This is a genomic window from Corallococcus sp. CA049B, from assembly GCF_003611685.1.
GTDB classification, from domain to species: Bacteria; Myxococcota; Myxococcia; order Myxococcales; family Myxococcaceae; genus Corallococcus; species Corallococcus coralloides.
This window is the reverse complement of record NZ_RAWC01000031.1, coordinates 33,945-58,672: the sequence shown is the minus strand read 5'-3', so window position 1 is coordinate 58,672 and position 24,728 is coordinate 33,945. Positions and strand designations below refer to the sequence as shown.

At 71.3% G+C, this 24,728-nt stretch carries 19 protein-coding genes; 10 read left to right on the top strand and 9 right to left on the bottom strand.

Annotated elements, in window-relative coordinates; translation table 11 throughout:
- Together D7W82_RS10155 and D7W82_RS10150 are read right to left on the bottom strand one after the other, a co-directional pair.
- Nucleotides 1–749 (bottom strand): APC family permease (locus D7W82_RS10155; protein WP_120618149.1); only part of this gene is annotated, 749 nt, incomplete at its 3' end.
- An 84-nt stretch (nucleotides 750–833) separates the two neighbouring features.
- Nucleotides 834–1,367, bottom strand: coding sequence for a hypothetical protein (locus tag D7W82_RS10150; protein WP_120618145.1), 534 nt, complete (start codon nucleotides 1,365–1,367; stop codon nucleotides 834–836).
- Nucleotides 1,368–1,455: 88 nt separating this feature from the next.
- Between D7W82_RS10150 and D7W82_RS10145 the strand changes: the two genes are divergently transcribed.
- Nucleotides 1,456–2,580 (top strand): hypothetical protein, encoded by a 1,125-nt coding sequence (locus D7W82_RS10145; protein ID WP_120618144.1) that lies wholly within the window; start codon nucleotides 1,456–1,458, stop codon nucleotides 2,578–2,580.
- On the opposite strand, the gene D7W82_RS10140 is transcribed toward D7W82_RS10145, so the two are convergent.
- The gene (locus tag D7W82_RS10140; protein ID WP_120618143.1) at nucleotides 2,564–3,613 is read right to left on the bottom strand and encodes a GNAT family N-acetyltransferase; all 1,050 of its coding nucleotides are present in this window, start codon (nucleotides 3,611–3,613) and stop codon (nucleotides 2,564–2,566) included. The genes D7W82_RS10145 and D7W82_RS10140 overlap by 17 nt on opposite strands.
- A 238-nt stretch (nucleotides 3,614–3,851) precedes the next feature.
- Nucleotides 3,852–4,853 (bottom strand): endonuclease/exonuclease/phosphatase family protein, encoded by a 1,002-nt coding sequence (locus D7W82_RS10135; RefSeq protein ID WP_120618142.1) that lies wholly within the window; start codon nucleotides 4,851–4,853, stop codon nucleotides 3,852–3,854.
- 300 nt (nucleotides 4,854–5,153) lie between these two features.
- Between D7W82_RS10135 and D7W82_RS10130 the strand changes: the two genes are divergently transcribed.
- Nucleotides 5,154–6,695 (top strand): DUF4153 domain-containing protein, encoded by a 1,542-nt coding sequence (locus tag D7W82_RS10130; RefSeq protein WP_147439285.1) that lies wholly within the window; start codon nucleotides 5,154–5,156, stop codon nucleotides 6,693–6,695.
- 25 nt (nucleotides 6,696–6,720) lie between these two features.
- Entirely contained in the window at nucleotides 6,721–7,605 is an 885-nt protein-coding gene (locus D7W82_RS10125; protein WP_120589708.1) for a DMT family transporter, read from the top strand.
- 186 nt (nucleotides 7,606–7,791) lie between these two features.
- Here D7W82_RS10125 and D7W82_RS40030 read toward each other — a convergent pair whose 3' ends face one another.
- The 3 genes from D7W82_RS40030 to D7W82_RS10115 form a co-directional block, all read right to left on the bottom strand.
- Nucleotides 7,792–9,060: a hypothetical protein gene (locus tag D7W82_RS40030; protein WP_147439284.1), complete on the bottom strand. Its 1,269-nt coding sequence runs from the start codon at nucleotides 9,058–9,060 to the stop codon at nucleotides 7,792–7,794.
- Nucleotides 9,061–9,216: 156 nt separating this feature from the next.
- Complete coding sequence (locus tag D7W82_RS10120) at nucleotides 9,217–10,407, bottom strand: cysteine desulfurase-like protein (protein ID WP_120618140.1); 1,191 nt, start codon at nucleotides 10,405–10,407, stop codon at nucleotides 9,217–9,219.
- Between the two features lie 37 nt (nucleotides 10,408–10,444).
- Nucleotides 10,445–11,059, bottom strand: a complete 615-nt coding sequence (locus tag D7W82_RS10115) for a CAP domain-containing protein (RefSeq protein WP_120618139.1) — start codon at nucleotides 11,057–11,059, stop codon at nucleotides 10,445–10,447.
- Between the two features lie 182 nt (nucleotides 11,060–11,241).
- Here D7W82_RS10115 and D7W82_RS10110 point away from each other — a divergent pair, with 182 nt between their 5' ends.
- The 4 genes from D7W82_RS10110 (at nucleotide 11,242) to D7W82_RS10095 (ending at nucleotide 14,806) form a co-directional block, all read left to right on the top strand.
- Entirely contained in the window at nucleotides 11,242–11,694 is a 453-nt protein-coding gene (locus D7W82_RS10110) for a putative toxin-antitoxin system toxin component, PIN family (RefSeq protein ID WP_233587402.1), read from the top strand.
- Between the two features lie 85 nt (nucleotides 11,695–11,779).
- Nucleotides 11,780–13,174: a penicillin-insensitive murein endopeptidase gene (locus D7W82_RS10105; protein WP_120618138.1), complete on the top strand. Its 1,395-nt coding sequence runs from the start codon at nucleotides 11,780–11,782 to the stop codon at nucleotides 13,172–13,174.
- Nucleotides 13,175–13,189: 15 nt separating this feature from the next.
- A complete protein-coding gene (deoD, locus tag D7W82_RS10100; protein WP_120597913.1) occupies nucleotides 13,190–13,903 on the top strand; it encodes a purine-nucleoside phosphorylase in 714 nt (237 codons plus the stop codon).
- A 12-nt stretch (nucleotides 13,904–13,915) separates the two neighbouring features.
- Nucleotides 13,916–14,806, top strand: a complete 891-nt coding sequence (locus D7W82_RS10095; protein WP_120618137.1) for an alpha-ketoglutarate-dependent dioxygenase AlkB — start codon at nucleotides 13,916–13,918, stop codon at nucleotides 14,804–14,806.
- A 244-nt stretch (nucleotides 14,807–15,050) separates the two neighbouring features.
- Here the strand turns inward: D7W82_RS10095 and D7W82_RS10090 are convergent, their stop codons facing one another.
- Nucleotides 15,051–17,393 carry an RIO1 family regulatory kinase/ATPase gene (locus tag D7W82_RS10090; protein ID WP_120618136.1) on the bottom strand — a complete coding sequence of 781 codons (2,343 nt, stop codon included), beginning with the start codon at nucleotides 17,391–17,393 and terminating at the stop codon, nucleotides 15,051–15,053.
- Nucleotides 17,394–17,689: 296 nt separating this feature from the next.
- Here D7W82_RS10090 and D7W82_RS10085 point away from each other — a divergent pair, with 296 nt between their 5' ends.
- Entirely contained in the window at nucleotides 17,690–18,427 is a 738-nt protein-coding gene (locus D7W82_RS10085) for a murein L,D-transpeptidase family protein (RefSeq protein ID WP_120618135.1), read from the top strand.
- A gap of 70 nt (nucleotides 18,428–18,497) precedes the next feature.
- Complete coding sequence (locus D7W82_RS10080; protein WP_158617629.1) at nucleotides 18,498–19,997, top strand: amidase; 1,500 nt, start codon at nucleotides 18,498–18,500, stop codon at nucleotides 19,995–19,997.
- Between the two features lies 1 nt (nucleotide 19,998).
- On the opposite strand, the gene D7W82_RS41450 is transcribed toward D7W82_RS10080, so the two are convergent.
- Nucleotides 19,999–21,402 (bottom strand): TonB C-terminal domain-containing protein, encoded by a 1,404-nt coding sequence (locus D7W82_RS41450; RefSeq protein WP_233587401.1) that lies wholly within the window; start codon nucleotides 21,400–21,402, stop codon nucleotides 19,999–20,001.
- Nucleotides 21,403–21,573: 171 nt separating this feature from the next.
- On the opposite strand from D7W82_RS41450, the gene D7W82_RS10070 reads away from it, so the two are divergent.
- On the top strand, nucleotides 21,574–24,702 hold the full coding sequence (locus D7W82_RS10070) for a tetratricopeptide repeat protein (RefSeq protein ID WP_120618133.1): 3,129 nt from the start codon (nucleotides 21,574–21,576) through the stop codon (nucleotides 24,700–24,702).
- Nucleotides 24,703–24,728 lie beyond the last annotated feature (26 nt).

Below are 24,728 nucleotides of genomic sequence, written 5' to 3'. Positions count from 1 at the left end.
GCCTGCGCCAGGGGCGCGCTCGCCCCCGCCAGGTCCGGCAGCGCCGCGACGCACGCCCACACGAGCCCCACGTACAGCAGCATCGCCAGGAGCAGCGAGCCCACGGTCGCCATGGGCACCGTGCGCTCGGACGCGCGCACCTGCCCCGCGATGACCGGGACGATCTCGAAGCCCTGGTAGGCGAACATCACCGTCAGGCCCGCCTTCAGCCAGGACGCTCCCGTGGCGGGCAGCGGTGGCGGCACAGCCCTGTCAGGCAGGAAGAAGAACGCACCCAACAGCACCGCCAGCGGCACGAGCTTCAGCACCGTGAGCGCCGTCCACGTCCGCGCCGACACGCGGATGCCCGACGCCACCAGCGCCGCCAGCCCCGTCACCAGCGCGGAGGCCAGCAGCCGCTCGCCCACGGGCCCGCCCAGGCCCACGGACGGCGCCACCGCTCGCGCCAGGCCCGCCATCACCGCGGACGTGCTCAGGAAGGCGCTGACGTAGGCCACCCAGCCGACGAGGAACGACACGCGTTCGCCGAACGCCGCGCGCGCGAACACCACGGGCCCTCCATCCGAGTCGAACCGCCGGCCGAGCACCGCGAACGCGAACGCCACCGGCACCAGCGCCAGCCCCGTCAGCGCGAAGGCCCACACCGCGCCCAGGCCGGGCGCCTGCGCCGCGACCTCCGCGGGCGCGAAGAAGATGCCGACGCCCACGATGCCGTTGACGCCCAGGGCCAGCAGTTGGAACGGCCCGATGGTGCGCTCGGGCGCGACGCCGGAGGGAAGGGTGGACACGGCGCGGACTTCACTACACCCGCGCCCCGCGCACCATCGCCGCGCTCACGGATGGGCGAGCAGCACGCTCAGCGCCGCCATGCGCCCGGTCGCGGACTCCTGCTCCAGGGACTTCGGGATGGAGACGAACACGTTGTTCTCGCGCTGGTCGCCGCAGGCGCGCGTGCCCCGGTAGTGCTTGCGGTCGCGCTCGATGATGAGGTTGTAGCCGCACGGCCCCACCGACCCCGTCAGCGCGTCCGGACTGAGCGTCAGCGACGAGGGCTGGCCCGCGAAGGTGCCCATCATCTCCACCACGTCCGGGCGCTCGGCCACGGTGAGCTCCACCGGTTTCTCTCCCACCGTGCCCTCGATGCGCCGCTCCGACAGCTTCAGGTCCACGGGGCGCTGGAAGGCCTGGCCCTTCAGCGCGTTGTCCGACAACTGGAGCTTCAGGTCCGGGCCCTGGAGACCCTGCGCGTCGACGCTCGCACGCACGGTCGTCCGGGGCGTCCGCAGCTCCACGGTGTCGTTCTTCTTCGCCACGGCGGATCCGCCCGCGAGCAGGGCGGCAACGGTGAGGATGCGAACGATTCTCATGCTCCAAAGCTGGGGCGTCGGGCCGCGCGTCACCAGGGCCGTGCCCCGGCTGCTCGGCGGGCCGCACGTTCGTGATATCCGTTCGCGCGTGTCCCGCACGCGCCTGCTGGCCCTCCTCGTCGCACTCGTCGCCATCGCGGTCGCCGTCTGGCAGCGCTCCCGGGCGGTGGAACGCCTGGGCCAGGACTTCGACGAGGCGGTCTACCTGCCCATCGCCTTCACCTATGCCCAAATGGTGGACGAGGGCCGCTGGGGCGACATCGGCCAGCTTCGGGAGAACTTCGAACACCCGCCGCTGGTGAAGCTGCTCTTCGCCGAAGCCGTGCGCGTGTCGGGCGCCCCGGCGCCGGACTGGCGGGACGTCCCCATGGGCCGGCCCATCCCGGACGCCGCGCGCCCCGCGTTCAACGTGACGCGAGGCCTGTCCGCGGTGGCCGGGGTGCTCCAGGTGGGGCTCGTCGCACTCGTGGATCCGTTGGGCGCGCTCCTGCTCGCGTGGGACCCGTACCACACGAAGTACACGTCGCAGGCGTACCTGGAGGCGGTGCCGGGGCTGCTCGCGGTGCTCGCGCTGCTCGCGTTCGAGCGCGCCCGGCGGATGGGTTTCGCGCCGGGATGGACGGCGGGGTCCGGCGCGCTGCTGGGGCTCGCGGCGGCGGGGAAGTATCCGTATGGCCTGGTGGGCGGGCTCACGTTCCTTCCCTTCCTGGTGGCGGGCGCGCGCACGCGGTGGCGTCCGTGGGCCGCCATCGTCGCTTCCACGGCGGCGGTGTTCATCCTGGCGAACCCTGCCCTGTGGGCGTCTCCGTTCGCGTCGCTGTGGGAGTCCATCACCTTCCACTGGAACTACTCCCACAACGAGCACGTGCGCCGCGCCGGGCTGCCCTGGTACCAGCCGCTGGTGTTCCTCACGGACACGTGGCTGTCAGGCTCCGACCCGGGCATCTACCTCACGCACTTCAACGCGCGGGCGCTGTTGCCGCTGGCGGTGCTGGGCCTGCCGCGGACGTGGCGCGAGCGCCCCGTGTGGGCGGTGGCCGCCGTCGTGGGGCTGGTGTTCCTGCTGCTGTGGAACACCAAGTGGCCGCAGTACCTGCTGCTCGTCATTCCCGCGCTGTGCGTCTGCGCGGGCGGGGGTGTGCGGACCGTGGCCAGCGGGGCCGTGTGGCTGCTGCGCAAGGTCCAGGGCTCGCGCGTCAGCGCAGGTGCGTGAAGACGCACGGGTCCGCGGGCAGGTCCAGGTCGCAGATGGGCATCAGGCACGTCACCGTCGCGCGGCGGGGCAGCGGCACCCAGCCCGAGCGCAACAACAGACAGGCCGGCGTGCCGGGCCCGCGCAGCATGCCCGCGAACGCCACGCCCCGGCGCTCCATGTCCTGCATGGCCACCTGGAGCAGCCGCCGCCGGTCCCTGGCGGACACGGAGGCGTGGAAGGCCATCAGGTCCACGACCTCCGCGGTGAGCTCTCCCACGCCCGTCATCAACAGGCTGTGGGAGCTCACCAGCCCGCGCACCTCGCCGTCCTGCTCCAGCACGAAGGTCCGGGGCACGTCGCGGTACTGGAGCTGGGCCGCCAGCTGCTCGGTCGAGTACGTGTAGCCCAGCGTCACCGGGCGCAGCATGTCGTGGACCAGCGCCGTGCAGCGGCCCAGGTCCGCCGGCTGGTAGGGGCGGATGCCCTGGGGGTCCGCCTCCCGGAAGCGGTGCCTCAGGAAGGGCTGCGCCAGGGTGAAGAGCCTCCGCTCGTTGTCCGTGAACGACCAGCGGGCGAGCGCGCGCGCATCAAAGGCATACATCCACAGCCCCAGCCCTCCGAAGAGGCGCGTGTTCCACGTGCGCCGCCAGAAGCCCGGCGGGCGGGGCTCCGTGGTCGTGAAGCCCAGGGTGAGGCGCGCCGCCCGGTCCTGGTGCCGCCGCAGCAGCTCGTGCGCGAGCTTCGCGCCGATGCCCTGGCCCCGGTGGGAGTTCGTGACGGTGGCCCGCAGTCCATAGCTGCCGTCCACTTCCAGGCGTCCCAGGCGCAGCTTCGCGGGCTCCGCGAAGAGGGTGCCCACCAGCGTCCTTCCCTCGTATGCCGCGAGCAGGTAATCGCGCGGCGCCCGTCCGTCCCGGAACAGCCGCCAGTCGCAGAAGCGCTTGTCCCAGACGGGGATGGGGGCCGTCTTGCCGTAGGTGGATTGCCAGACGCGGTTGAGGAACCAGGACGCCTCGGAGGCGTCACCTTCGAAGGTGCGCACCTCAATCATGGCCTGCCCTCCGGGACGGGATGCCGAAGCGCCCGGGGGTGGCGTGCCGCATGCGCCACGCGATTGCTGTTCATGGCAAGGAAGGTAGGGAGGGGGGCCGGGCTGGAAATCGGCCGCCGAGGATGGCTCCTCCCTGGCTGTCATTGCCGCGTCAATGTCAGGCCTTCCGCGTGCGGTGGTCCACAGGCGGCGCGCTGACAGGGCAGGGGAGTGTGCGGGGCTCGCCGTCCCCCGCGCTTCAGCGAGGGGTGAGCGCGAAGTCCGCGTACACCGCGCCGTGGTCGGAGCCGCCGTAGCCTCCCGTGGGCTCGCGGGCCACACGGAAGGAGCCCGGCACATAGGCGCCGCCCCCGTTGGGCGCGAGGTAGAGGTGGTCGATGGCCTGACCCCTGCCGGAGTAGAAGTACGTCCAGGTCTCGTTGTCCGGCCGGTCCTTCGCGACGCGCAGCAGGGCCTGGTCCAGGGCGTTGATGGGCTCCGAGCCGGGGATGTCGTTGAGGTCTCCGCCGAGCACGATCATCGCGTCAGGGAACTCCCGCGCCGATGCGAGGAGGATCTCCCGCGCGGCGGTGGCCTCCGCCATGCGGCGGCCCGGATCGTCGTCCACCTTGGAGCGGAAGTGCGCCGCGAAGACGATGACCCGCGTGCCCTCCACGTCCACGTGGACCTCGAGCAGGTCGCGTGAGAAGCGGGTGGCGGAGCCATCCGGCCTGAAGATGTAGAGGTTGCGGTGGCTGCGCACCTCCGTGATGGCGTGGCGGGAGAGGACCGCGACGTCCACGGAGGCCCGGGTGTACGTCTCCCCGAGGCGCGATTCGGGGAACTGCGGGACCTTCTTCAACAGTCCATCCAGCGAGTTCTGCGTCTCGACCTCTTCCAGCATCACGATGTCCGCGTTGAGCGCGGTGATGGCCCGGCCGAGCTGGGCCACCTGCGCCTCGAACTCCGCCTCGGTGGGCAGCTCCTCGTAGTTGGAGCCGCCGCAGGAGCCCGTGTCGCAGACGGTGTCGAAGAGGCGGTGCACGTTGAACGCCGCGATGCGCACGCGGGTGCCGGAGGGATCCACCGGCGTTCCGCTGTCGGGCTGGGGGCAGTTGCCCTGGACGCAGGCGCCGGCATCCGGAACCGACTGGACTTGAGGAGACTGGCCGTCACAGCCCGCGAAGGCGAGCACCAGGCCCCACAGGGCCAGGGTCGAGCGGGGACGGAAGCGGAAGGGGAGCCGCGGCGGGGGTGACATCGGGGCGGCAACCTACCATCGGGCCTGCCCGGGTGCCGCGCGGACCGGCGCGGAGTGTCCGTCGACGCGGCGCGGCTCGCGGCGTCGTCCAGGGCGCGGACTCCAGGTCCCGGTGAGCCGGACCCCGGGTGGGACCGTCCCGCCGCTCCAGGCCCGGGAGGTGCCGACCGGCCACCAGAGGGGCGGCGCCGTTCGGCGTGACTCCGCGACCGCTCGCCCCCGAGTCCCCCGGCCGTGCCGCCGGGCGTGTGCATCCTGCCGTCGTTCCGGGTGCTGACGCGCCCGCGAGGTGCCGACGCCATGAACCCATCCGTTCCCATGTCCCCGCTTCCTCCTTCTCCCGCTCCCGCCGTCGTGGCTCCGGAGCGGCCGGTGCTGCCCTGGGTGCGCGCCCCGCGCCGGACGCTGGCGGCGTCGCTGGCCCTGGGGGTGCTCGCGGAGGTCCTGCTCGAACGGGCGCGCTGGGGCCTGGGCTTCCCGTTGCTGGTGGCGGCCCTGGTGGGCGCGCTGGCGTGGCTGGGCGGACGTGAAGGCTGGCAGCGCGCGCGGCCCAATGCGTGGCTGCTGGCGCCGCTGGGCCTGGTCAGCGTCTTCGTGGCGGTGCGGGACAGCTCGTGGCTGCTGGCGCTCAACGCGATGACCGCGGCCGTGCTCCTGATGATGCTCTCGCACTTCTGGGCCGCGGGACGCGTGGAGCGGCTGGGGCTCGCGGACTACCTCCTCGTCTTCTTCGGCTCCGCCGCGCAGAGCCTGCTCTACCCGCCGGTGCTCGTCCGGGACAGCGTGGACGTGCGCGGGCTCAAGACGCACTCGCGCCTGCTGGGGGCGCTGTCGCGGGGCCTGCTGCTGGCGGTGCCGGTGCTGTTCGTGTTCGGGGTGCTGCTGCAATCCGCGGACGGCGTCTTCTCCTCCACCCTGGAGCGGATGCTGTCGTTCGACCTGGACCTGGAGCTGCTGGTGCTGCGCGGCATGGGCGTGGCGTTCGGCGCGAGCGTCGCCGCGGGCGTGCTGGGGCATGCGCTGCGCCGCCGCGCCACGAAGGAGCTGGGGGACGCGGAGGTGGCGTCGGCCACGCCGCGCCTGGGGCTCATCGAGGCGCTCACGCTCATCTTCGCCGTGAACGCGCTGTTCTTCGTCTTCGCGGCCTTCCAGGTGGCGTACCTGTTCGTCGGCGACGCGTCGTCGCCCGCCGCCGGTTACACCTTCGCGGAGTACGCGCGGCGCGGCTTCTTCGAGCTGGTGGTCGTCGCCTCGCTGACGCTGGCGCTGGTGATGGCCCTGACGCGCTGGACCCGGCGCGAGACGCGCGTGGCGCAGACCGTCTTCCGCGCGAGCACGTCGTTGATGGTGGTGCTGACGCTGATCATCCTCGCGTCGGCGATGCGGCGTCTGTCGCTGTATGAGGACGCGTTCGGCTACACGCTGCTGCGCGTGCACACGCACGTCTTCATGGTGGCGCTGGGCGCGGCGCTGGCCTGGCGCGCGGTGACGCTGTGGTGGAAGCCGGAGCGCTTCGCGGTGGGCGCCTTCGCCACGGCCCTGGGCTCGGTGCTGGTGCTCAACTTCCTCAACCCGGAGGCCTTCATCGTCCGCCACAACCTGGAGCGGTACGCGCGCACCGGATCGTTGGACACCGAAATGTTCTACGACCTGTCCGCGGACGCCGTGCCCGGGCTGGTCCTGGCGGACTCCATCCTCGAGGAGACGTACCAGGGGCGGCTGGCGCCTGTGCTCAAGGAGCACCGGGAGCGGCTGGAGCAGCGGGACTCGGTCCCGGAGTGGAATGTCTCCCGCTTCCTTGCTCGCCGTGCGCTGCTTCGGAGTGCGCCCGTGAATCCGTGAGGCACCCTGGGTAGATTCCGGCGCCATGAGTGAAGTCGCCGGACGCCGTGTCTCCGCCTTGCCCCCCATTCCCGCGGTCCTCATCGCCGTGGTGAGCGTGCAGGGGGGCGCCGCGCTCGCGAAGGGGCTCTTCCCCGTCCTGGGCTCGGTGGGGGCCGCGGGCCTGCGGTTGGTGCTGGCGTCGGTGATGCTGCTGGCCTACTTCCGCCCGCCGCTCTTGCGCTACACGCGGGCGCAGTGGGCGGCCGTCGTGCCGTATGGCGTGGCGCTGGGCGTGATGAACCTCACGTACTACCTGGCCATCGCGCGCATCCCGCTGGGGCTCGCGGTGACGCTGGAGTTCGTGGGGCCCTTCGTGCTCGCGGTGGTGGGCTCGCGCAAGGTCTTGGATTTCGTGTGGGTGCTCTTCGCGGCGACGGGCATCGTGTTGATTACCCCGTGGACGGCGAAGCCCGGCGGGTTGGATCCGCTGGGCGTGGTGCTGGCGCTGACGGCGGGCGCGTGCTGGGCGCTCTACATCCTGGCGGGCGGAAGGCTGTCGCGCCGGGTGCCGGAAGGGCAGGGCGTGGCGGCGGGCATGGTGGTGGCCATGCTGACGGTGCTGCCCTTCATGCTGCGCGAGGGCCACCTGGAGCGGATGACGCCGGGACTCTTCGCCGCGGGCGTGGGCGTGGCGCTGTTGTCCAGCGCGCTGCCGTACTCGCTGGAGATGATGGCGCTGGGCCAGCTCTCCAGCCGCACCTTCGGCATCCTGATGAGCCTGGAGCCCGGCGTGGCCACGCTGGTGGGGTGGTTGTTCCTGCGCGAGCAGCTCACGCCCCTGCAATGGCTGGCGGTCGCGCTGGTGAGCGTGGCGTCCGCGGGGGCGACGCTGACGGCGAAGCAGCCCCCTCCACCCGTGGAGGCGTAACGCTCGTACGGGTGCTCCTGCGAACACAAGACTGTAGTCTACTGCATTCAGTTAATGAGAACATCACCGCGAAGAGGCTGCCGGCAAGGCCAAGTTGACTAGTGCATTTATTGACAGGCCCCTCTTCTGATGGCGAGTGTCGCCAGGACTTGGTTCCCTTGGTGAGTATTCAATCGTCCTTCTTGTTCAATCGTCTTTCTTGAGAGCCGCCGCAACGGAGTCGGCTGCTTTTCCAAAGACAGCTCCCACAATGCTGCCGTCGTCCGCATCCTTTTCGCCAGTCTTGCTTGGACGACGAGACTCAGGGCGCGAGGAAGGTTTAGATGGGCGAAGCAGCTGGCCGATTACCTTTCGCAGGGTTTCGCGTTGTGTGTCTTTGGTGTCGCCCTGGGCGTAGTCGAGGGCCAGTTGGAGGCGGTCAAGTGCGGCGAGTTCCGATTCAGCGTCACGATGTTGCTCGCGCAGTTTGTTGTCATGACGTAAAAGAGCAAGCCCAATAGCTAGAGGAACAGCCGCTAGGCTGATGCTTGCAAGTAGGTAGTGCCAGTCCCGACTTGTTACAAGTAGCCAAACTGCAACTCCTGGCCCACCAGCAGATAGAAAAAGAAAGAAGCAGGCTAGCTGAAATGCCCGCTGGGCACGAACCCAAAGCAGATCGCGATCATCTCGGATGGACGTTGTCCGACTGCGAATCTTTGCGCTAGCATCTAATTGAACAATCTGTTCAGGCTCTAGATGGTCTTCAGTAATGCTAAGGGGCACTTCAGCCGGCGCCGAGAGCAAGCTCGGATCGGTATTTGGGTCAGAAGATTTGCTGGTGACTTCCAACAAGTGTCCAGTGGAGTCGTGCCGGACAATCCTTCCGTCGGAGTATTGATAGGTGCCATCTGATAAACGCCTCCTGCCTATGAAGGGGGGTGTCTTATCTCCAAATGCTCGCTGGAACGGGCGTTCAATGTCGTTGGCGCTATCGGAGAGATATGCAGCCGCAACAACCAAGCCAGCGAAGACGAATGGTGCGATGACAACGAGACTTCTCTCTACTGAGCGCGTAGCTAACCACCAATAGAAAGTCCACAGTAGAAGTCGCCAGATTCCGTAGATAAGCCCAATCACGGGTAGTGCGATGGCAAACCAAGTTGCTCCTTTTTGGAGAAGAACTCGGGGGCTCATTACGCTGAGTTCTGCCAGGGAGCGATTCTTCGCAGGAATGGATAAGGCGTCCATGGCCGCTTGGGCGAAATCGCGGGTTCGGGGACCTACTGTCGGCCTGCTCCCCCGGTCGAATAGGCGCAGCATTAATCGATCTTCTGAAGACGTCGCATCAATCAGATCGAGATCATTTGATTCTGCTGCCTTGCGTACCTGCCGTTCCCATCCAGGTAGAAGGGGAGTCGGACGCGGTACCGATACAGTTAATCGAACGCCGATGAGTTGCCGAAACCATTCGCTCAAGGTGGGTTCCTCCTCTAGGTATAGTAGGTGATGCTAATGCTCCTGTGCTCCGTCTTGGAGGAAATGATTGAGCCTGGAACTGCAGGATGTTGTTGTGCAAGGGGCCCCGTGCTCGTCGAAGTCGACGCGGAGCAGGACGCCACTCCCTCGGAGTCATCAGGGAAGCGAATCCAGCGCCGCGAGCAACCGCCCCACGTCCTCCGCCGTGTTGTAGTGGAGCAGCGACGCGCGCACCGCTCCGTCGGGCATGAGCCCCAGCGCCTGGGCCGCCATCGTCGCGTAGTAGTGCCCCGCCGCGACGCCCACGCCCTGCTCCGCCAGGTGCTCGGCCACGGCGCGCGGCGACACACCGGTCACGTTGAAACAGAACGTGGCCACGCGCCCGGCGGACGTCTCCGGCCCGTAGAGTTGCACGCGCGGATGACGGGACAGTTGCTCCAGCGTGGCCTCCAGCAGCGGCTGCTCCAACTGCGCGATGCGCTGGAAGGCCCGCGTCAATCCCTCACGTCCCGGCTGGCCACCGCCCAGCACGTCACGCAGGTAGCGCAGCGAACCCAGCCAGCCGGCCCAGCCTTCGTGGTTCGCCGTGCCCGGCTCGAACTTCTGCGGACCGTCATCCGGCATGAACCACAGCTTGTCCGCCGGGAGCCCCGCGAGCAGCTCGCGCCGCACGAACAGACAGCCCAGGTGCGGACCGAAGACCTTGTACGGAGAGAACGCCGCGAAGTCCGCGCCCCACGCGCGCACGTCCGGCAGGTGGTGCGGACTGGAGTGCACCGCGTCCACGAACAGCCACGCGCCCACGCCGTGCGCCACCTCCGCCGCCGCGGCCACGTCAGGCGTCGCGCCCACGGAGTTCGCCGCCGCGGACACCGCCACCAGCCGCGTGCGCGGCGTGACGAGCTTGCGCAGCTCGGAAGGCTCCAGCCGTCCCTCCGGCCAGCTCGCGCGCCAGGTCGTCACCTTCACGCCCTGCGCCTCCAGCGCGCGCCACGGGGCCGCGTTGGATTCGTGCTCCAGCTCGGAGATGACCACCTCGTCGCCCGCCTGGAAGAGGCGTGAGACGGCGCGGCCCACCTGGAAGGTGAGCGCGGTGGCGCTGGGCCCGAGCATGACCTCATCCGGCCGGCAGTTCAGGAACTCCGCCGTCTCCTCGCGCGCCCGGGCCTTGAGCGCCGTGGCCACGCGGGAGGCGGGGTAGGGCTGGCCCACGTTGCAGCTGCCACCCGAGAGGAATTGATGGATGGCGTCGATGCAGTGCGTGGGCACCTGCGCCCCCGCCGCGTTGTCCAGGTAGCTGAAGCCGGACCGCAGGGCGGGGAAGTGCTCGGCGAAGGGGGAGGGCATGGGACGCGGAGCATAGCCCTCCGCCCTTCCGCAGGAACTACGGCGTGCCGAAGTCCTGCGTCCAGTACGCACGGTACGTGCTGGACGGCGCGTTGTAGTAGCCGATGCCCGACTGCTTCAGCGCCCCGTTCATGATGTTGTTGCAATGGCCCGTGCTGGCCATCCAGCCGTCCACCACCGCCTGCGCGGTGCCGTAGCCCGCGGCGATGTTCTCCGCCGCCGTCCGGTAGCTGTAGCCCGCGGACGCCATGCGCTGCCACGGCGTGGAGCCGTTGGAGCCCGTGTGGCTGAAGAAGTTGTTCGTGCCCATGTCCTTGGAGTGCTTGCGCGCCGCACAGCGAAGCTTGTCATTGGTCGTGAGCGCGCCCACCGCCGGCTTCGCCACGCCGCCACAGGTGGCGCCCGCCGCGCGGCGCTGGTTGATGAGCGTGAGCACGTCCGTCTCGAACTGCACCCAGGCCGGGTCCCACGTCGTCACGTCGTCGCAGTACGCGGCGCTCGCGCTCAGCCCGTTGCCGGCGGCGTCCGTCTGGACCGGCGGCACGACGACGCCTTCACCCTGCTGCGTGGGCGCCTCCTCGCCTCCACAGCCGCCGAGCAGGGCAGCGGCGCTCAGCAACGTCAGACACAGCGAACGGGACGAGGGCTTCATGGACAGACCTTTCACCGGCGGGGGCCGGCCAGGGGGAGGGGTTCAACGAGAGGCATTCTTGTCGGTGATTCCTGGTTTCCGCCAGGAACCCTCCGTGCATTGTGATTGACGCGTGAAACGGCGGGGTTGTGTCCGCGGTGTTGGTGACGGAAAGTTCTTTCACCGTGAAGACGCCTTCCGCTGTGCCTGCCATTCGTTCCGTGGTGCTGGACACCAACGTGGTGCTGGACGTGTTCGTCTTTGATGATGTCTTCACGCGGCCGCTGGCGCAGGCGCTGCGTTCGGGCGCGCTGACGGCGTGGGCGGACCGGCACACGCTGAAGGAGCTGGCGCTGGTGCTCGCCTATCCTTCGTTCAAGCTGACGGCGGACGCGCAGCGAACGGTGCGCGATGCGTACGGCGCGCTCGTGCGCATCGCGGACGGAGAGGGCACTCCGGTGGAGCTGCCGCCGTGCCGGGACCGGGATGATCAGAAGTTCCTGGAGTTGACGGCGCGCGCGGGGGCGTCGTGGTTGGTGAGCAAGGACCAGCGCGTGCTGTCCATGGGCGGCGGACGGCGCCTGCCCTTCGATGTGCTCTCGCCTCGCCGTGCCTCGCAGGCGCTGGAGGCGGAAGGCTTCACACGGGGTGTTTGAAGCAGGCAGGCAGGGGTGCGTACGCGCAGTCAAAATCGCGCTCCGCGCTTGGTGACCCGGGCATCTCGGGCCATCCTGCGGCCCGGTGCGTTCCTCACTCCTGATCCTCCTGTTCTGCGCCGGCTGCGCCGCGCGTGTCGTCACTCCCGTCCCGGCTCCGGCTCCGGTGCAGGCCTCGCCCGCGACGCCGCCCGTGGAGACGCCGGCCGCGACGCAGCCCGAGCAGGCCCCGGCCCCGGCCGAGTCCCAGGCCACGCCCGCCGTGAGCGCGTCCGGTGCCCCCATCGCGATGCCTTCCCCGGCGGAGGTCGCCGCCGTCGTCACCGACGCCGCCGTGCGGGAGAACCCCTGCCCCGTGGACGCGGAGGAAGAGGAGGACGAGGCCACCGCGGCCACCGAGGACGAAGGCGTGAGCGAGGAGGGCGAGATGCAGGCGCCGCTCGCGCCCGCCGCGCCCGCGGGGCCGCTGTACACCGCGGACCTGTCCGACGAGGCGCTCACCGAGGCGTGGAAGAAGGACCCGGCCACGCTGGGCTCCATGTCCATCGGCTTCGTGGAGAGCGGCCGGCAGCTCAACAGCGTGCGCGTGCCGGATGACAAGGATTGGCTGGTGGTGTCGCCGGACATCGCCTACGGCACGCAGGAGACGGTGGACTACGTGGTCGCCGCCATCCGCGCGGTGCGCGCGCAGTACCCGAACGTGCCCCCGCTGCGCGTCAACCGCCTGTCCACCAAGGACGGCGGCTACCTGCGCCCGCACAAGAGCCACCAGAACGGCCGCGACGTGGACTTCGGCTTCTACTACCCGACCGCGGAGCCGGTGCGTGAGCGCGAGCGGGAGCGCTACATCGACGTGGCCATGAACTGGGCGCTGGTCCGCTCGCTGGTGGTGAACACCGACGTGCAGATGATCCTCGTGGACAAGCGCGTGATGAAGGTCCTGTACGACTACGCGCTGTCCATTGGCGAGGACAAGGTGTGGCTGGATTCGCTGTTCAACGCGGGCTTCAACTCGCTGATCAAGCACGCGCGCCGGCACCGCGACCACTTCCACGTGCGCTTCTTCAACGGCCGCGCGCAGGAGCTGGGCCGCCGGGTGGCGCCGCTCCTGGCGCTCCAGCCGGACCAGAACCTGATGATGTACAAGGTCCGCAACGGGGACACGCTGGGTGGCATTGCGATGCGTCACAACTCCAGCGTGGTGGCCATCAAGAAGGCCAACCGGATGCGCAACACGTTCCTGAGCATTGGCCGGCGGCTGGTGATTCCGCTGAAGGGCCCGTGCACGCACTGCCCCATCCCCCCGCCGGTGCAGCTGCCGCCGCGCCGGATGCCTCCCCTGGCGCAGGGCCCCGCTTTGGTGAACACGGCGCCCGCGGCTTCGGGCAAGCTGCCCAACCCGTGCACTCCCGCCGCGCCGGCACCGACGCCGGTGGCCGTTCCCACGGGTGTTCCCTCCGGTCTTTCGACCGGGCGCTGAAAGGCTTCTGCTTCCATGGCAACTCCGCACATCTCCGCGTCTCCCGGTGACTTCGCTGAAGTGATCCTCATGCCGGGCGATCCCCTCCGGGCGCGCTACATCTCCGAGCGCTTCCTGGAGAACGCGCGCTCCGTCACGGCGGTGCGCAACATGCTGGGCTTCACCGGCACCTTCCGGGGCAAGCGGCTGTCGGTGATGGGGCACGGCATGGGCGTGCCGTCCATCTCCATCTACGCGACGGAGCTGGTGAAGAACTACGGCGCGAAGGTGCTCATCCGCGTGGGCAGCTGCGGCGCGCTGCGCACGGACGTGAAGCTGCGCGACGTCATCGTGGCGATGGGCGCGGGCACGGACTCCAACGTGAACCGCATGCGCGTGATGGGCCACGACTTCCCGGCGGTGGCGGACTTCACGCTGGCCCGGCGCGCGGTGGAGGCGGCGGAGAAGCGCAACAAGCCGGTGCGCGTGGGCAACGTCTTCACCTCGGACCTCTTCTACCACCCGCAGGAAGCGCTCAACGCGACGCTGGAGAAGATGGGCATCCTGGCGGTGGAGATGGAGATCGCCGGCCTGTACGGCGTGGCCGCGGAGTTCGGCGCTCGGGCGCTGTCCCTGCTCACCGTGTCGGACCACATCCGCACCGGCGAGCACCTGTCGCCGGAGGACCGTCAGACGACGTTCGACGAGATGATCGAACTGGCGTTGGACGTGGCCGCCTCCGAGGCGTGAGGACCTGAGCGCATGGCCTTGCCTCCCCGCAGGGGCCCGGGTTCCCCGCTGGCGCGCAAGGCCGCGCAGCGCACGCCGGGCCACCACTACAACGCGAGCTTCCTGAACTCGGCGGACCGCGCGGAGATATTGGCGTGGCTGGGCACGCTGCATCCGCTGTGGGAGGAGCGCTACTCGAAGCACTTCCCACCGCCGGAGGGGCAGCAGCAGCGGCGGTTGCTCCGGCCGGTGTACTGGCTGGGCAACTGGCAGTTCGCGTGCCTGGACTACTACCGGCCCCCGAAGGGCGTGCAGAACCGCTGCGTGAAGGCGGAGCCGTTCCCGGCGGTGCTGCAGCGGCAGATTGAAAAGGTGGAGGCGCTGGCGCGGCGGATGTTCCGGGGCCCGGACATGCCGCAGGGCTGGCACCTCAACACGTGCCTGGTGAACTTCTACGGCAGCCGGTTGGAGGACGGGCGCTGGGTGGACACCGCGCGCGTGGGCGAGCACAAGGACTTCGAGCCGGGCCCGGTGGCGTCGTTGTCCCTGGGCGAGCGCGCGCTCATCCAGTTCGTCACGTCCACGCGGCCCGGCGAGCGGGACGCGGTGGTGCTGGAGCAGTGGCTGGATGACGGGGCGCTGCAGCTCTTTGGCGGGGCGCAGTGGAAGGACCAGACGTTCCACCGGGTGCAGCGGGTGGACACGCGCGCGGGGCACGTGATGCCGCCGGAGCTGCCGGACTTCCGCACGCGGCGCATCAACCTGACGTTCCGCTACGTGCCGGACGCGCACGTGACGCCGTTCGCGAAGCTGAGCCCGGAGGCCCGCGAGGACGTGCGCCCGTACATGGAGACGCTCGCGAAGGGCAGCCGGTTCTTCCGTGAGGAGCTGGCGCGCGAACAGCCCCCGGTGAAGGCGGAGTAGGGCGCGGCACCTCCCGGACGGCGCGGTTCAAAACCTGTCCGACAGTCGGACAGGTTCTCGCGGTCCGGCGGGTGACGGGGCTGGGCTCGCGTCGTCCAAACCTGTCGGACAGTCGGACAGGTTTCCAGGGTCCGGCTGTCGCCGGGGCCGACCTCGGGGTCCGCCAAACCTGTCCGACAGTCGGACAGGTTTTCGCGGTGCGCCGCTGGCGGGGAGCTCAGCTACGGGCTCCCCTGCCCGACGGCTAGGAGGAGCCCGTCTCGGGGTTCGAGGACGAGGCAGCGGGCGGACGGGCCACGTAGCTCACCTGGGGCGCGGAACCCCGGGACGAACGTCCCGCGCCGCGCTCCGGGCCCTGACGGGGCATCCGGGGACCGTTGTTGGGCAGGTTGCCACGCGCCTCGCGGGGACCCGAGCCCGGACCCCGGCCATTCTGGCGCGGCTCGCTGTTCTGCTGCGGGGCGTCATCCTGGAAGGAGCCGTTGTTGCGAGGCGGCCGGCCGTTCATGCGCGACTGCGCCCCCGGCCCATCCTGGCGGGGCCCGCCGTTCTGCTGCGGACGCCCATTCGCGCGCCACTCGTTGCGAGGCGGCCGGCCGTTGCCGTTCTGCGATTGCGACGGGCCGTTCACATCCGGCTCACCGCCGTGAGGCTGGCCGTTCATGCGCGGCGAACCGTTCAGGCCCGCCTCACCGCCATATGGCTGATCGTTCTGGCGCGACGGACCCTTCATGCCGGCCTCACCGCCACGAGACCTGCCGTTCATGCGCGGCGGCCGGCCGTTCTGCTGCGACTCCTGGCCGTTCTCGCCTGACGGCTGTCCGTTCATGCGCGGCTGGCCGTTCAGGCCCGCCTCACCGCCGCGGGACTGCCCGTTCATGCGCGGCGGCCGGCCGTTCTGCTGCGGCGCCTGACCGTTGTCGCCGTGGGGCTGGCCGTTCTGGCCCGCCTCACCGCCGCGGGACTGCCCGTTCATGCGCGGCGGCCGGCCGTTCTGCGGAGAAGCCTGAGCGGTCTCGCCGTACGGCTGGCCATTCGTGCGCGGAGGCCGGCCGTTCTGCTGCGGCGCCTGAGCGTTCTCGCCCATCGGCTGGCCGTTCATGCGCGGCGGCCGGCCGTTCTGCTGCGGCGCCTGCGCGTTCTCGCCGTGCGGCTGGCCGTTCATGCGTGGCGGCCGGCCGTTCTGCTGCGGCGCCTGCGCGTTCTCGCCGTGCGGCTGGCCGTTCATGCGTGGCGGCCGGCCGTTCTGCTGCGGCGCCTGAGCGTTCTCGCCCATCGGCTGGCCATTCGTGCGCGCCCCGCCGTTGGGCTGGCGCGGCGGACGTCCGTCGCTGCGGGGGTTGCCGTTGCGCGGCCCTCCCTGCTGCGGCCGACCGTTCATGCGCGCATCGCCCTGCGCCACCGGAGCATTCGCGCCCTGCGCCGGAGCGCCGTTGCGCGGCCCGCCCTGCTGAGGACGCCCGTTGGTGTTGCCGTTGGGCCGGTTGTTGCCGCCCCCCTGGGGCGGACGCGCTCCCGCGTTCTGCTGGGGCCCGCCGTTCCCGGGCCTCGGCGCGTTGCCGGTGCGCGGCGGCGGCTTGCCACCAAACCCACCGCGCCGACGCCCATCCCGCGGGCTCGCCGTGACGATGGGCCGCCCGCGCTCGCCGCCACCCTGGCGCAGCACCAGCGCCTCCAGCGCGCGCAGCTCCGCCTCCTCCGCGCTGAGCCCTTCCTCCACCTCCACCGCCGCCACGGGCGCCGGAGCCGGACGGGCCTCGTTGCGCCGGGCCTCCTCCTGCTGGAGGAACCGCTCCTGCCGGGACGCCTGACGGCCAGCGCCCTGCCGGCGCGGCGCCTCGCGGAACGCGCCCGACGGCACGTACTCCGGCGTCAGCTCGCGCCGCACGTACGCGTTCCAGATTTCGCCCGTGTCACCCGCGCGGCCCGCCAGCCGGGTCGAGAAGCCCTCCAGGAACTGCCGCACGTTGTCCAGGTCGCGGCGGAAGTAGAACTCCGCCTGGCTGTTGCGCGCCGCCGCCACCGTCTGCGGAAAGTCGATGATGGTCGGGCCGGACCCGCTCATCAGGATGTTGTAGGGCGACAGGTCCCCGTGAATGAGGTCCGCGCACAGGGTGCGAACCACCTGGGCCCGCAGGTCCAGGTAGAGGGCCTCGGCCTCCTCGGGCGTCTGGGGCGGGGCCTCCACCAGCCGGGGCGCGGGCTGGCCTTCCGCGTCCCGCACCAGCTCCATGAGGAGGATGCCCTCGTAGAACAGCACCGGCGTGGGCACGCGCACGCCCTGTGCGTGCAGCTTGTAGAGCGAGTCCGCTTCCGCGTTCTTCCACGCCTCTTCCGCGGCGGCCTGCCCGAAGCGGCTGCCCTTCTCCATGGCGCGGCGCGTGCGCGAGTTGCGCACCTCGCGGCCTTCCTTGTAGCCGGAGTTGTTGCGGAAGTTGCGCTCGTGGCGCTCCTTGTACAGCTTCGCTGCGACGACCTGGCCGGCGTGCTGGACGAGCCACACCTCCGCCTCCTTCCCCGTCTTCAGCTGGCCGATGACGGCGTCGATGATGCCGTCGGCGAGGAGGGTCTCGAGGGAGTCATTCATTCTTAGGCAAAAGGCCGGAACGGCACGGGGCGGGGAGCATCCGTCGTTGCGCACACCGGCGGCCCCTGCTCGCCATGATGCACGTTGGAGATGAGAACACCGGGCAGCCCCCGGTTTCCATCGCCGTTGCGCTGAACGTCATCCAGAAAGCCCACGTACCGCTTGCTAGCAGCTTGGGAAGCAGGGGGCCAGGGGTGCCCCCGTGCGTGTAGCCTGTTCGCCGCCCATCCCTGCCCAGGGACCGGATTGACGTCCGCCCGGCGTCAAACGGTTTTCCGCCAAGGAGCATTCCGCCCATGAAGACCCTGCTCGCGTGCGGTGTCCTGTTGGCCTCGCTGTGCGCCCACGCGGAGGACCGGGTCGCAGCGGCCCGCAGGCGCCAGACGGCCGGCCTTGTCCAGACGTTCAAGGCGGCGGGGCTGTCCTGGCCCCCGGAGGAGCTCTACCTGCGGGCCTTCAAGGTCGAGCGCGAGCTGGAGGTCTGGGCGGGCAGGCCGGGCCAGCCGCTGGTGAAGGTGCGCACCTTCCCCGTCTGCGCGGCCTCCGGCGACGTGGGCCCCAAGCGGGCCCAGGGCGACCTGCAGGTCCCGGAGGGCTTCTACACGGTGGACCTCTTCAACCCGTGGAGCGCGTACCACCTGTCCATGCGGGTGAGCTACCCGAACGCGCTGGACCGCAAGCTGGGCGCCGCGAAGCCCGGGGGCGACATCTACATCCACGGCGACTGCGTGAGCATCGGCTGCCTGGCCATCGAGGACGGCCCCATCGAGGAGCTGTACGTGATGGTGTCCGAGGCCCGCGCGCGCATGGGCCGCGACGTGCCGGTGCACCTCTTCCCACGCCGGCTGGACGCGGCGGGGCTGGCGGCGCTGGAGGCCCTCTCCGGCGTCACCGACGCGCGGAAGGCCTTCTGGCGCGGCCTGGAGCCGGGCTACCGCCTCTTCGAGGAGTCCCGGCGTCCACCGAAAGTGAAGGTGGATGACTCCGCGTCCGCCTACGTGGTGTCGCCGGCTCCCCAGGTCCGGGCGCGCTGAGGAGTTGCTAGAACCGGGGGCATGGGAGGCCGCGCCGCCGGAGGGCGGCCTCCGGGGGGAGTGTCCGCACATGAAATCATCTGTCCTGCTTCACGAGCCCGGAACCGCTGGGGGCGCACGGGCGCTCGTGTCCCTCACGACGACGGAGCTGGCCGCCGCCCTGCGCGAGCGTCACGTTACCGCGGTGGAGGTGCTGGACGCCTTCCTCGCCCGCGCGCGCGCGCACAACGCCGCGCTCAATGCCGTGGTGACGTGGGACGAGGCCCGGGCCCGGAAGCGGGCGGAAGCGGCGGACGCGGCGCTCGCCCGGGGGGAGTCGTGGGGCCCGCTGCACGGCGTGCCCTTCACGGTGAAGGACGCGTTCAGCACCGACGGCCTGCGCACGACGTCCGCGCACCCGGGCTTCGCGGAGTACGTGCCCGCGCGGGACGCGACCGTGGTGGCCCGGCTCAAGGCGGCGGGGGCCATCCTCTTCGGCAAGACGAACCTGCCGCCGTTCGCGGCGGACTTCCAGACGCACGGGCCGCTCTGGGGCCGCACGAACAACCCGCATGACCTGGGGCGCACGCCGGGCGGCTCCAGCGGTGGCGCGGCGGCGGCGGTGGCGGCGGGGCTCACCCCGTTCGAGGTGGGCAGCGACATTGGCGGCTCCATCCGCCAGCCGGCGCACTACTGCGGCATCGTGGGCATCAAGCCCACGGAGCACCGCGTCTCCACCTTCGGCCACATCCCGGACCCGCCGGACGGGCCGCGCCACGTGCGCCACATGGCGTGCGCGGGGCCGCTGGCGCGCTCGGTGGCGGACGTGCGGCTCATCCTGTCCCTCATCGAGGGCGCGGATCCGCGCGCTCCGGAGGTGCCGCCCGTCGTGCCGGTGGGGGCCGCGAAGCCCCGGGCCCTGAAGGGCCTGCGGCTGGCGTGGGCGGACACGCTGGGGCCCTTCCAGGCCGACCGCGAGACGCGTGAGCTGTTCCAGCGCTTCACCGCCGCTGCCCGCGCGGAGGGCGTCGTGGTGGAGCAGGCCGTGCCGCCGGGACAGGACTTCACGGACCTGGTGGAGGTGTGGGGGCTGATGGAGGGCGCCGAGGTGGGGGCGCCCCTGCCTCCGCCCGTGCGCGAGGGCTACCAGCAGCAGTTCCTTCCCTTCGAGCGCGACCTGCTGGCGAAGGCCATCTTGCAGGGCTCCCGCGTGGACATGACGGGCTACGGCACGGCGCTCAGCCGGCGGGACGTGCACATCGGTCTGCTGGAGGACTTCCTGTCTGGCTGGGACGCGTGGCTCGTGCCGGTGGCGATGACGGCCGCGCCGCCGCACACGCCGTTCGGGGCTCCGGTGGACGTGGACGGCGCGCCTCGCGACTACCTGGAGGCGTTGGGCGGGTTCACCTGCCTGTTCAACGCGACGGGGAGCCCCGCCGTGGTGTTCCCGCTGGGGCGCACGTCGGCGGGCCTGCCGGTGGGGGCGCAGCTGGTGGGGCGGCGGTGGATGGATGGGGCGCTGCTCGACGTGGCGGAGGCGCTGCTGCCCCTGGGCGGAGGCGTGCGGTGGCCGGCGGCGTTCACGCCCTGAGTCAGTAGACGCGCAGCAGGCGCGAGCGGCATTCGAAGTGCGGGTTGCGCACGTCGATGATGTAGACCTCGCCGGTGGTCTCATCGAAGTTTCCGGCGAGGAGTCCCGCGGCGGTGAGGGCGGCGAGGTAGATGTTGTCCGAGCCCTTCTTCATCTCGCTGACCTTGCGCACGTAGACGACGCGGCCCTCCACGGCCCACACGCTGCGGATGCCGTCCGTGTGCACGCCCATCGCGTCCGGGGGCGGCGGGGCGGACTTTCCCAGCGCGGGCGGGACGGCCTGGAGCACGTAGTCGTCGTAGGCTCGGTTGCCGCTGCGGCTGATGAGCTTCACCTCGCGCAGGAGTCCGTCCGGGCCCTGGAGCAGCTCCAGCGTGACGGTGAGCTTCAGGGTGCTGACGCCGTGGGCGAAGTCCTGGAGCTCCTCGCCCGCCTGGGAGAGGCCGCGCAGGCGGTTGTAGCCGGGCTCGTCGCGGGCGCGCTTCGCGAGGAGCTCGCCCGGCTTGGGGGGCTTGCGAGGCCCGGGCATGGCTCCCGGGGAGCCGCTGGCGCCGAACTGCCGGGCCTTCTCCGCGTAGGAGTACAGCAGCTGCTTGGGGAAGCTGGGCATGTCGAAGAGGGGCGGGGCGTCCATCTGCTTCTCCAACTGCGCGCGCAGCTGGCCGAAGTAGGGATGGATGCGGCCGGTGTCCACGCGGTCGCGCGCGCGGCGTTCGTCGACGATGCCCTGCACGCGCTCTGACACGCGCGCGTGTTCCTCGGCGGCGAGGGCTTCGGCGGACAGGCTCGGGTCGCCGGGGCGCAGCGTGCGGCCACCGCCCCGGGAGTTCTCTGGCGTCGTGATGATGATCCCCGTGCTCGAGCCGGGGGAGGGGAGCAGGTTCGAGGGAAGGGAGCCCGGGGGCCGGTCCCCGGCTGGAGCGGGCGCGCGGGTCGCGATGTCCAGGCGCGGAAGGTCGTCCGCCGTCGCGCGAGGAGCGTCTTCGGAAGGAGCAGGCTCGCGCGTCGCGACGGGAGGCGGAGGCGGCTCCGAGGGTTCGCGCGTCGCGGTCGCTGGAGGTGGCTCCGTCGGCACGTCCTTCGTCGGCGCGCTCGGTTTGACGGGCGGCGGAGCGGGCTCCGGCGCCTCGCGTGTCGCCACGGGGGGCGGGGCGCGCTTCGGCGGCTCACGCGCCGCGATGCCGGACGGTGGCGTTGCGGGCTCCCGGACCGGAGGCGGTTGGATCGCCGGGGTGACGGAAGGGGAGAGGGTGATGATCTCCACCTCGACCGCCTTCTCTCGCAGCCGGGCCGTCCGTCCGTTGGGCGACGGATGAGGGTCCAGCGCCCACAACAGCCCGAAGATGAGGGCGTGCAGCGCCAGCGATATCAGTCCGGCCCATCCGAGACGTCGCAACCGCCGCATGTTCGGACACTTCCCAGAAAGCGCCCCCTGGCTCAACACATTGAGACGCGTGCGTTCGCGAACCGACGTCCCACCCGCCGAGCAGGCGACCCTTCAACGCATGAAACGTCCCGGGGGTGACTCGACGCCCGCCGTGACTCCTGCTGTGCTGCCGCCCTCCAAGTGCCTCCCATGCCCCTCGCCTGTCTGGACGAACCCACGTTCATGGATCTCCTGCTCGGGACGCTGCCCTCCGACAGGGCCGCGCTCGTCGACGAGCACCTGGACACGTGTCCCTCCTGCCGGCGCATGGTGTCCGAGGCGCTGAAGGTGCAGCCGCCCGCGGACTCCGGGCCTGCCGCTCCGGAGGAGGAGGTCCTCGACAGCCAGCTGGCGACGCTGGCCGTGGACCCGTGGCGCGGAAAGAAGCCGCGCCTGAGGCTGCCCACGCCGCCGCTCGCGCGCGGCACGGCGGTGGGCCGCTATCTCATCCTGGAGATGCTGGGCGTGGGCGGGATGAGCGTCGTGTACGCCGCCTATGACCCGGAGCTGGACCGCCGCGTCGCGCTCAAGCTCCTCCAGGTGGAGGCGCTGGGGCTGGGCGCGGAGGCCGGACGCACGCAGGTGCTGCGCGAGGCGCAGGCCATGGCCCGCGTCTCCCACCCGCACGTCGTCTCCGTCTTCGACGTGGGCACCTTCGGCCGGCAGGTCTTCCTGGCCATGGAGCTGGTGGACGCGCACACGCTGCGCAAGTGGGAGCACGACGGTCCGCACCCGTGGCGTCAGGTGGTGGAGCTGTTCCTCGCCGTGGCCCGGGGGCTCGCCGCCGCGCACGCGGTGGGCGTCGTGCACGGCGACGTGAAGCCGGAGAACATCCTCGTGGGCCAGGACGGCCGCGTGCGCGTCACCGACTTCGGCCTGTCGCGCATCATGTTCGGCGCCGTGGCCCCGCCGGTGATGCCGGGAAGCCCCTCGCACCCGCGCGCCATGGAGGGCGGCACGCCCGCGTACATGGCCCCGGAGCAGTTCCCGCCGGAGGAGCGCACCGACGCGCGAAGCGACCAGTTCGGCTTCTGCGCCGCGCTCTACGAAGGCCTCTACGGCGAGCGCCCCTTCGCGGGCGCCACGGTGGAGGAGCTGTCCCAGGCGGTGCACGCGGGGCGCGTGAAGAGCGTGCCCCGGCACTCCGGCGTGCCGCAGTGGCTGCGCAAGGTGGTGGTGAAGGGCCTGTCGGTGAAGCCCGAGGACCGCCACGCGTCCATGGAGGCGCTCATCGCCGCGCTGGAGGCGGACCCCGCGGCGCGCCGGACGCGCCGGCTGCGCGTGGCGGGCGCGTCACTGCTCCTGCTGTCCGCGGTGGGCCTCACGCACGTCCTCCACGGCCGCGACACCACCGGCTGCGAGGGCGCCGCGCGCGCCATGGACGGCGTGTGGGACGCTCCCCGGCAGCAGGCGGTGGAGGCGGCCTTCGTCGGCACCCAGCGCCGCTTCGCGCATGACGCCTTCCGGCACGTGCGCCGGGGACTGGACGCGTACACCGCCGCGTGGGTGACGACGCGCACGGCGGCCTGCGAAGCCACCCGCGTGCGCCACGAGCAGAGCGAAGCGGTGATGGCGCTGCGCATGCGCTGCCTGGACGCGCGGCTCGCGGACGTGGCCGCGCTCACGCAGCTGTTCACGCAGGCGGACCCGGACCTGGTGGAGCGGGCGCCCCGCGCGGTTGAGGGGCTGACGCCGCTGGCGGGCTGCTCGGACGTGGAGGCGCTGACGTCGCGCGGCCACTCCTCACCCGCCGACCCCGCCGCCAGGGACCGCACGGTCGCGCTGCTCCAGGCGCTCGTGGACGCGAGGGCGCTGCGCGCCGCCGGCCGCTATTCGCAGGGCGTGGCGCGCGTGGAGCCGGTGGCCCAGGCCGCGCGCGCCGCGGGGGACTGGTCCGGCGCCGCGGACGCGCTGCTGCTGCTCGCGGAGCTGAAGGACGGGGCGGGGGACTACCGGGGCGCGGAGGCCACGGTGCTCCAGGCCGCGTGGACCGCGGAGGCCGGCCGCAACGACGACGCCGCCGCTCGCGCGTGGACGCTGGCGGTGCGCGTGACGGGCGAACGGCTGGACCACTACGCCCAGGGGCAGCAGGCCGCGGAGCGCGCCAGCGCCGCGGTGGAGCGGCTGGGCGCCAGCAGGGAGCTGGCCGGCGCGCTCGCCATGAACCTGGGCCGGCTGTTGTCGCGCCAGGGCCGCTACCCGGAGGCCCACGAGCAGCTCACCCGCGCGCTGTCCTTCCTGGAGAAGCGCTTCGGCCCGGAGGCCCTGGAGGTCGCGGACGTGCGCGTGGAGCTGGGCACCGTGCGCCGCTCGCAGGGGCGCGCGGAGGAGGCCCTGGGCCTGTACGAGCGCGCCCTGGGCACCGTGCGCGGGGCGCTGGGCCCCGAGCACCCGGACGTGGCGCGCATCCGCCTGGAGCAGGCCAGCGTGCGCTGGCAGCAGGGTGACTTCGTGCAGTCGGAGCGGCTGGCCCGGGGCGCGCTGGCGCTGCTGGAGCGCTCGCTGGGCCAGGACCACCCGCAGGTGGCGGACGCGCTCAACAGCCTGGCACTGGCGCTCCAGTACCAGGGCAAGCGCGAGGAGGCGCTGCCCCTCTACGAACGCGCGCTGAGCATCGCGGAGAAGACGGAGGGGCGCGACAGCTCCACGGTGGCCATCATCGTCAACAACATCGGCACGCTGCTGGTGCACATGGGCCGGCTGGAGGAGGCCACCCAGCGCTTCGCCACGGCGCTCGAGCAGGTGGAGAAGAGCCTGGGCCCGGACCACCCCACGCTGGCGCTGGTGCTCCGGGGCATGGGCCAGACGCTCAGCTACCGCAACCAGCCGGACCAGGCCCTGCCGTACTTCCAGCGCGCCGCCGCGCTCCAGACGTCCCTGCCGGACGACGTGAACGGCGGCTGGACGGGGGCCCTGGTGGACCTGGGGCGCACGTACATGGTGCTCGGCCGTCCGCGCGAGGCGCTGGCCCCGCTGGAGCAGGCCGTCGCCGGGTGGGAGCGCGCCCGGCCCCGTCCCGCGGAGCGCCCCGCCGCGCGCTACATGCTGGCCCGCGCGCTGTGGGACGCGAAGACGGACCCGGCCCGCGCCGTCCGCCTCGCCGCCGAGGCCCGCCAGGAGGCCGGAGCGCTCCCCGACGACGAGTCCTCCGTGCCGGAGCTGCGCCAGGCGATGGACCGCTGGATCGCCAGGCTGCCCCCCGCCGCTCGCAAGGGCATCAAGGCCGCCATGACCACGCCAAAGCCCGCGGACCCCGCCAGGGACGCGCTCGTCCGGTAGGTGCCTCACCCGAAGCGCCAAGGCCC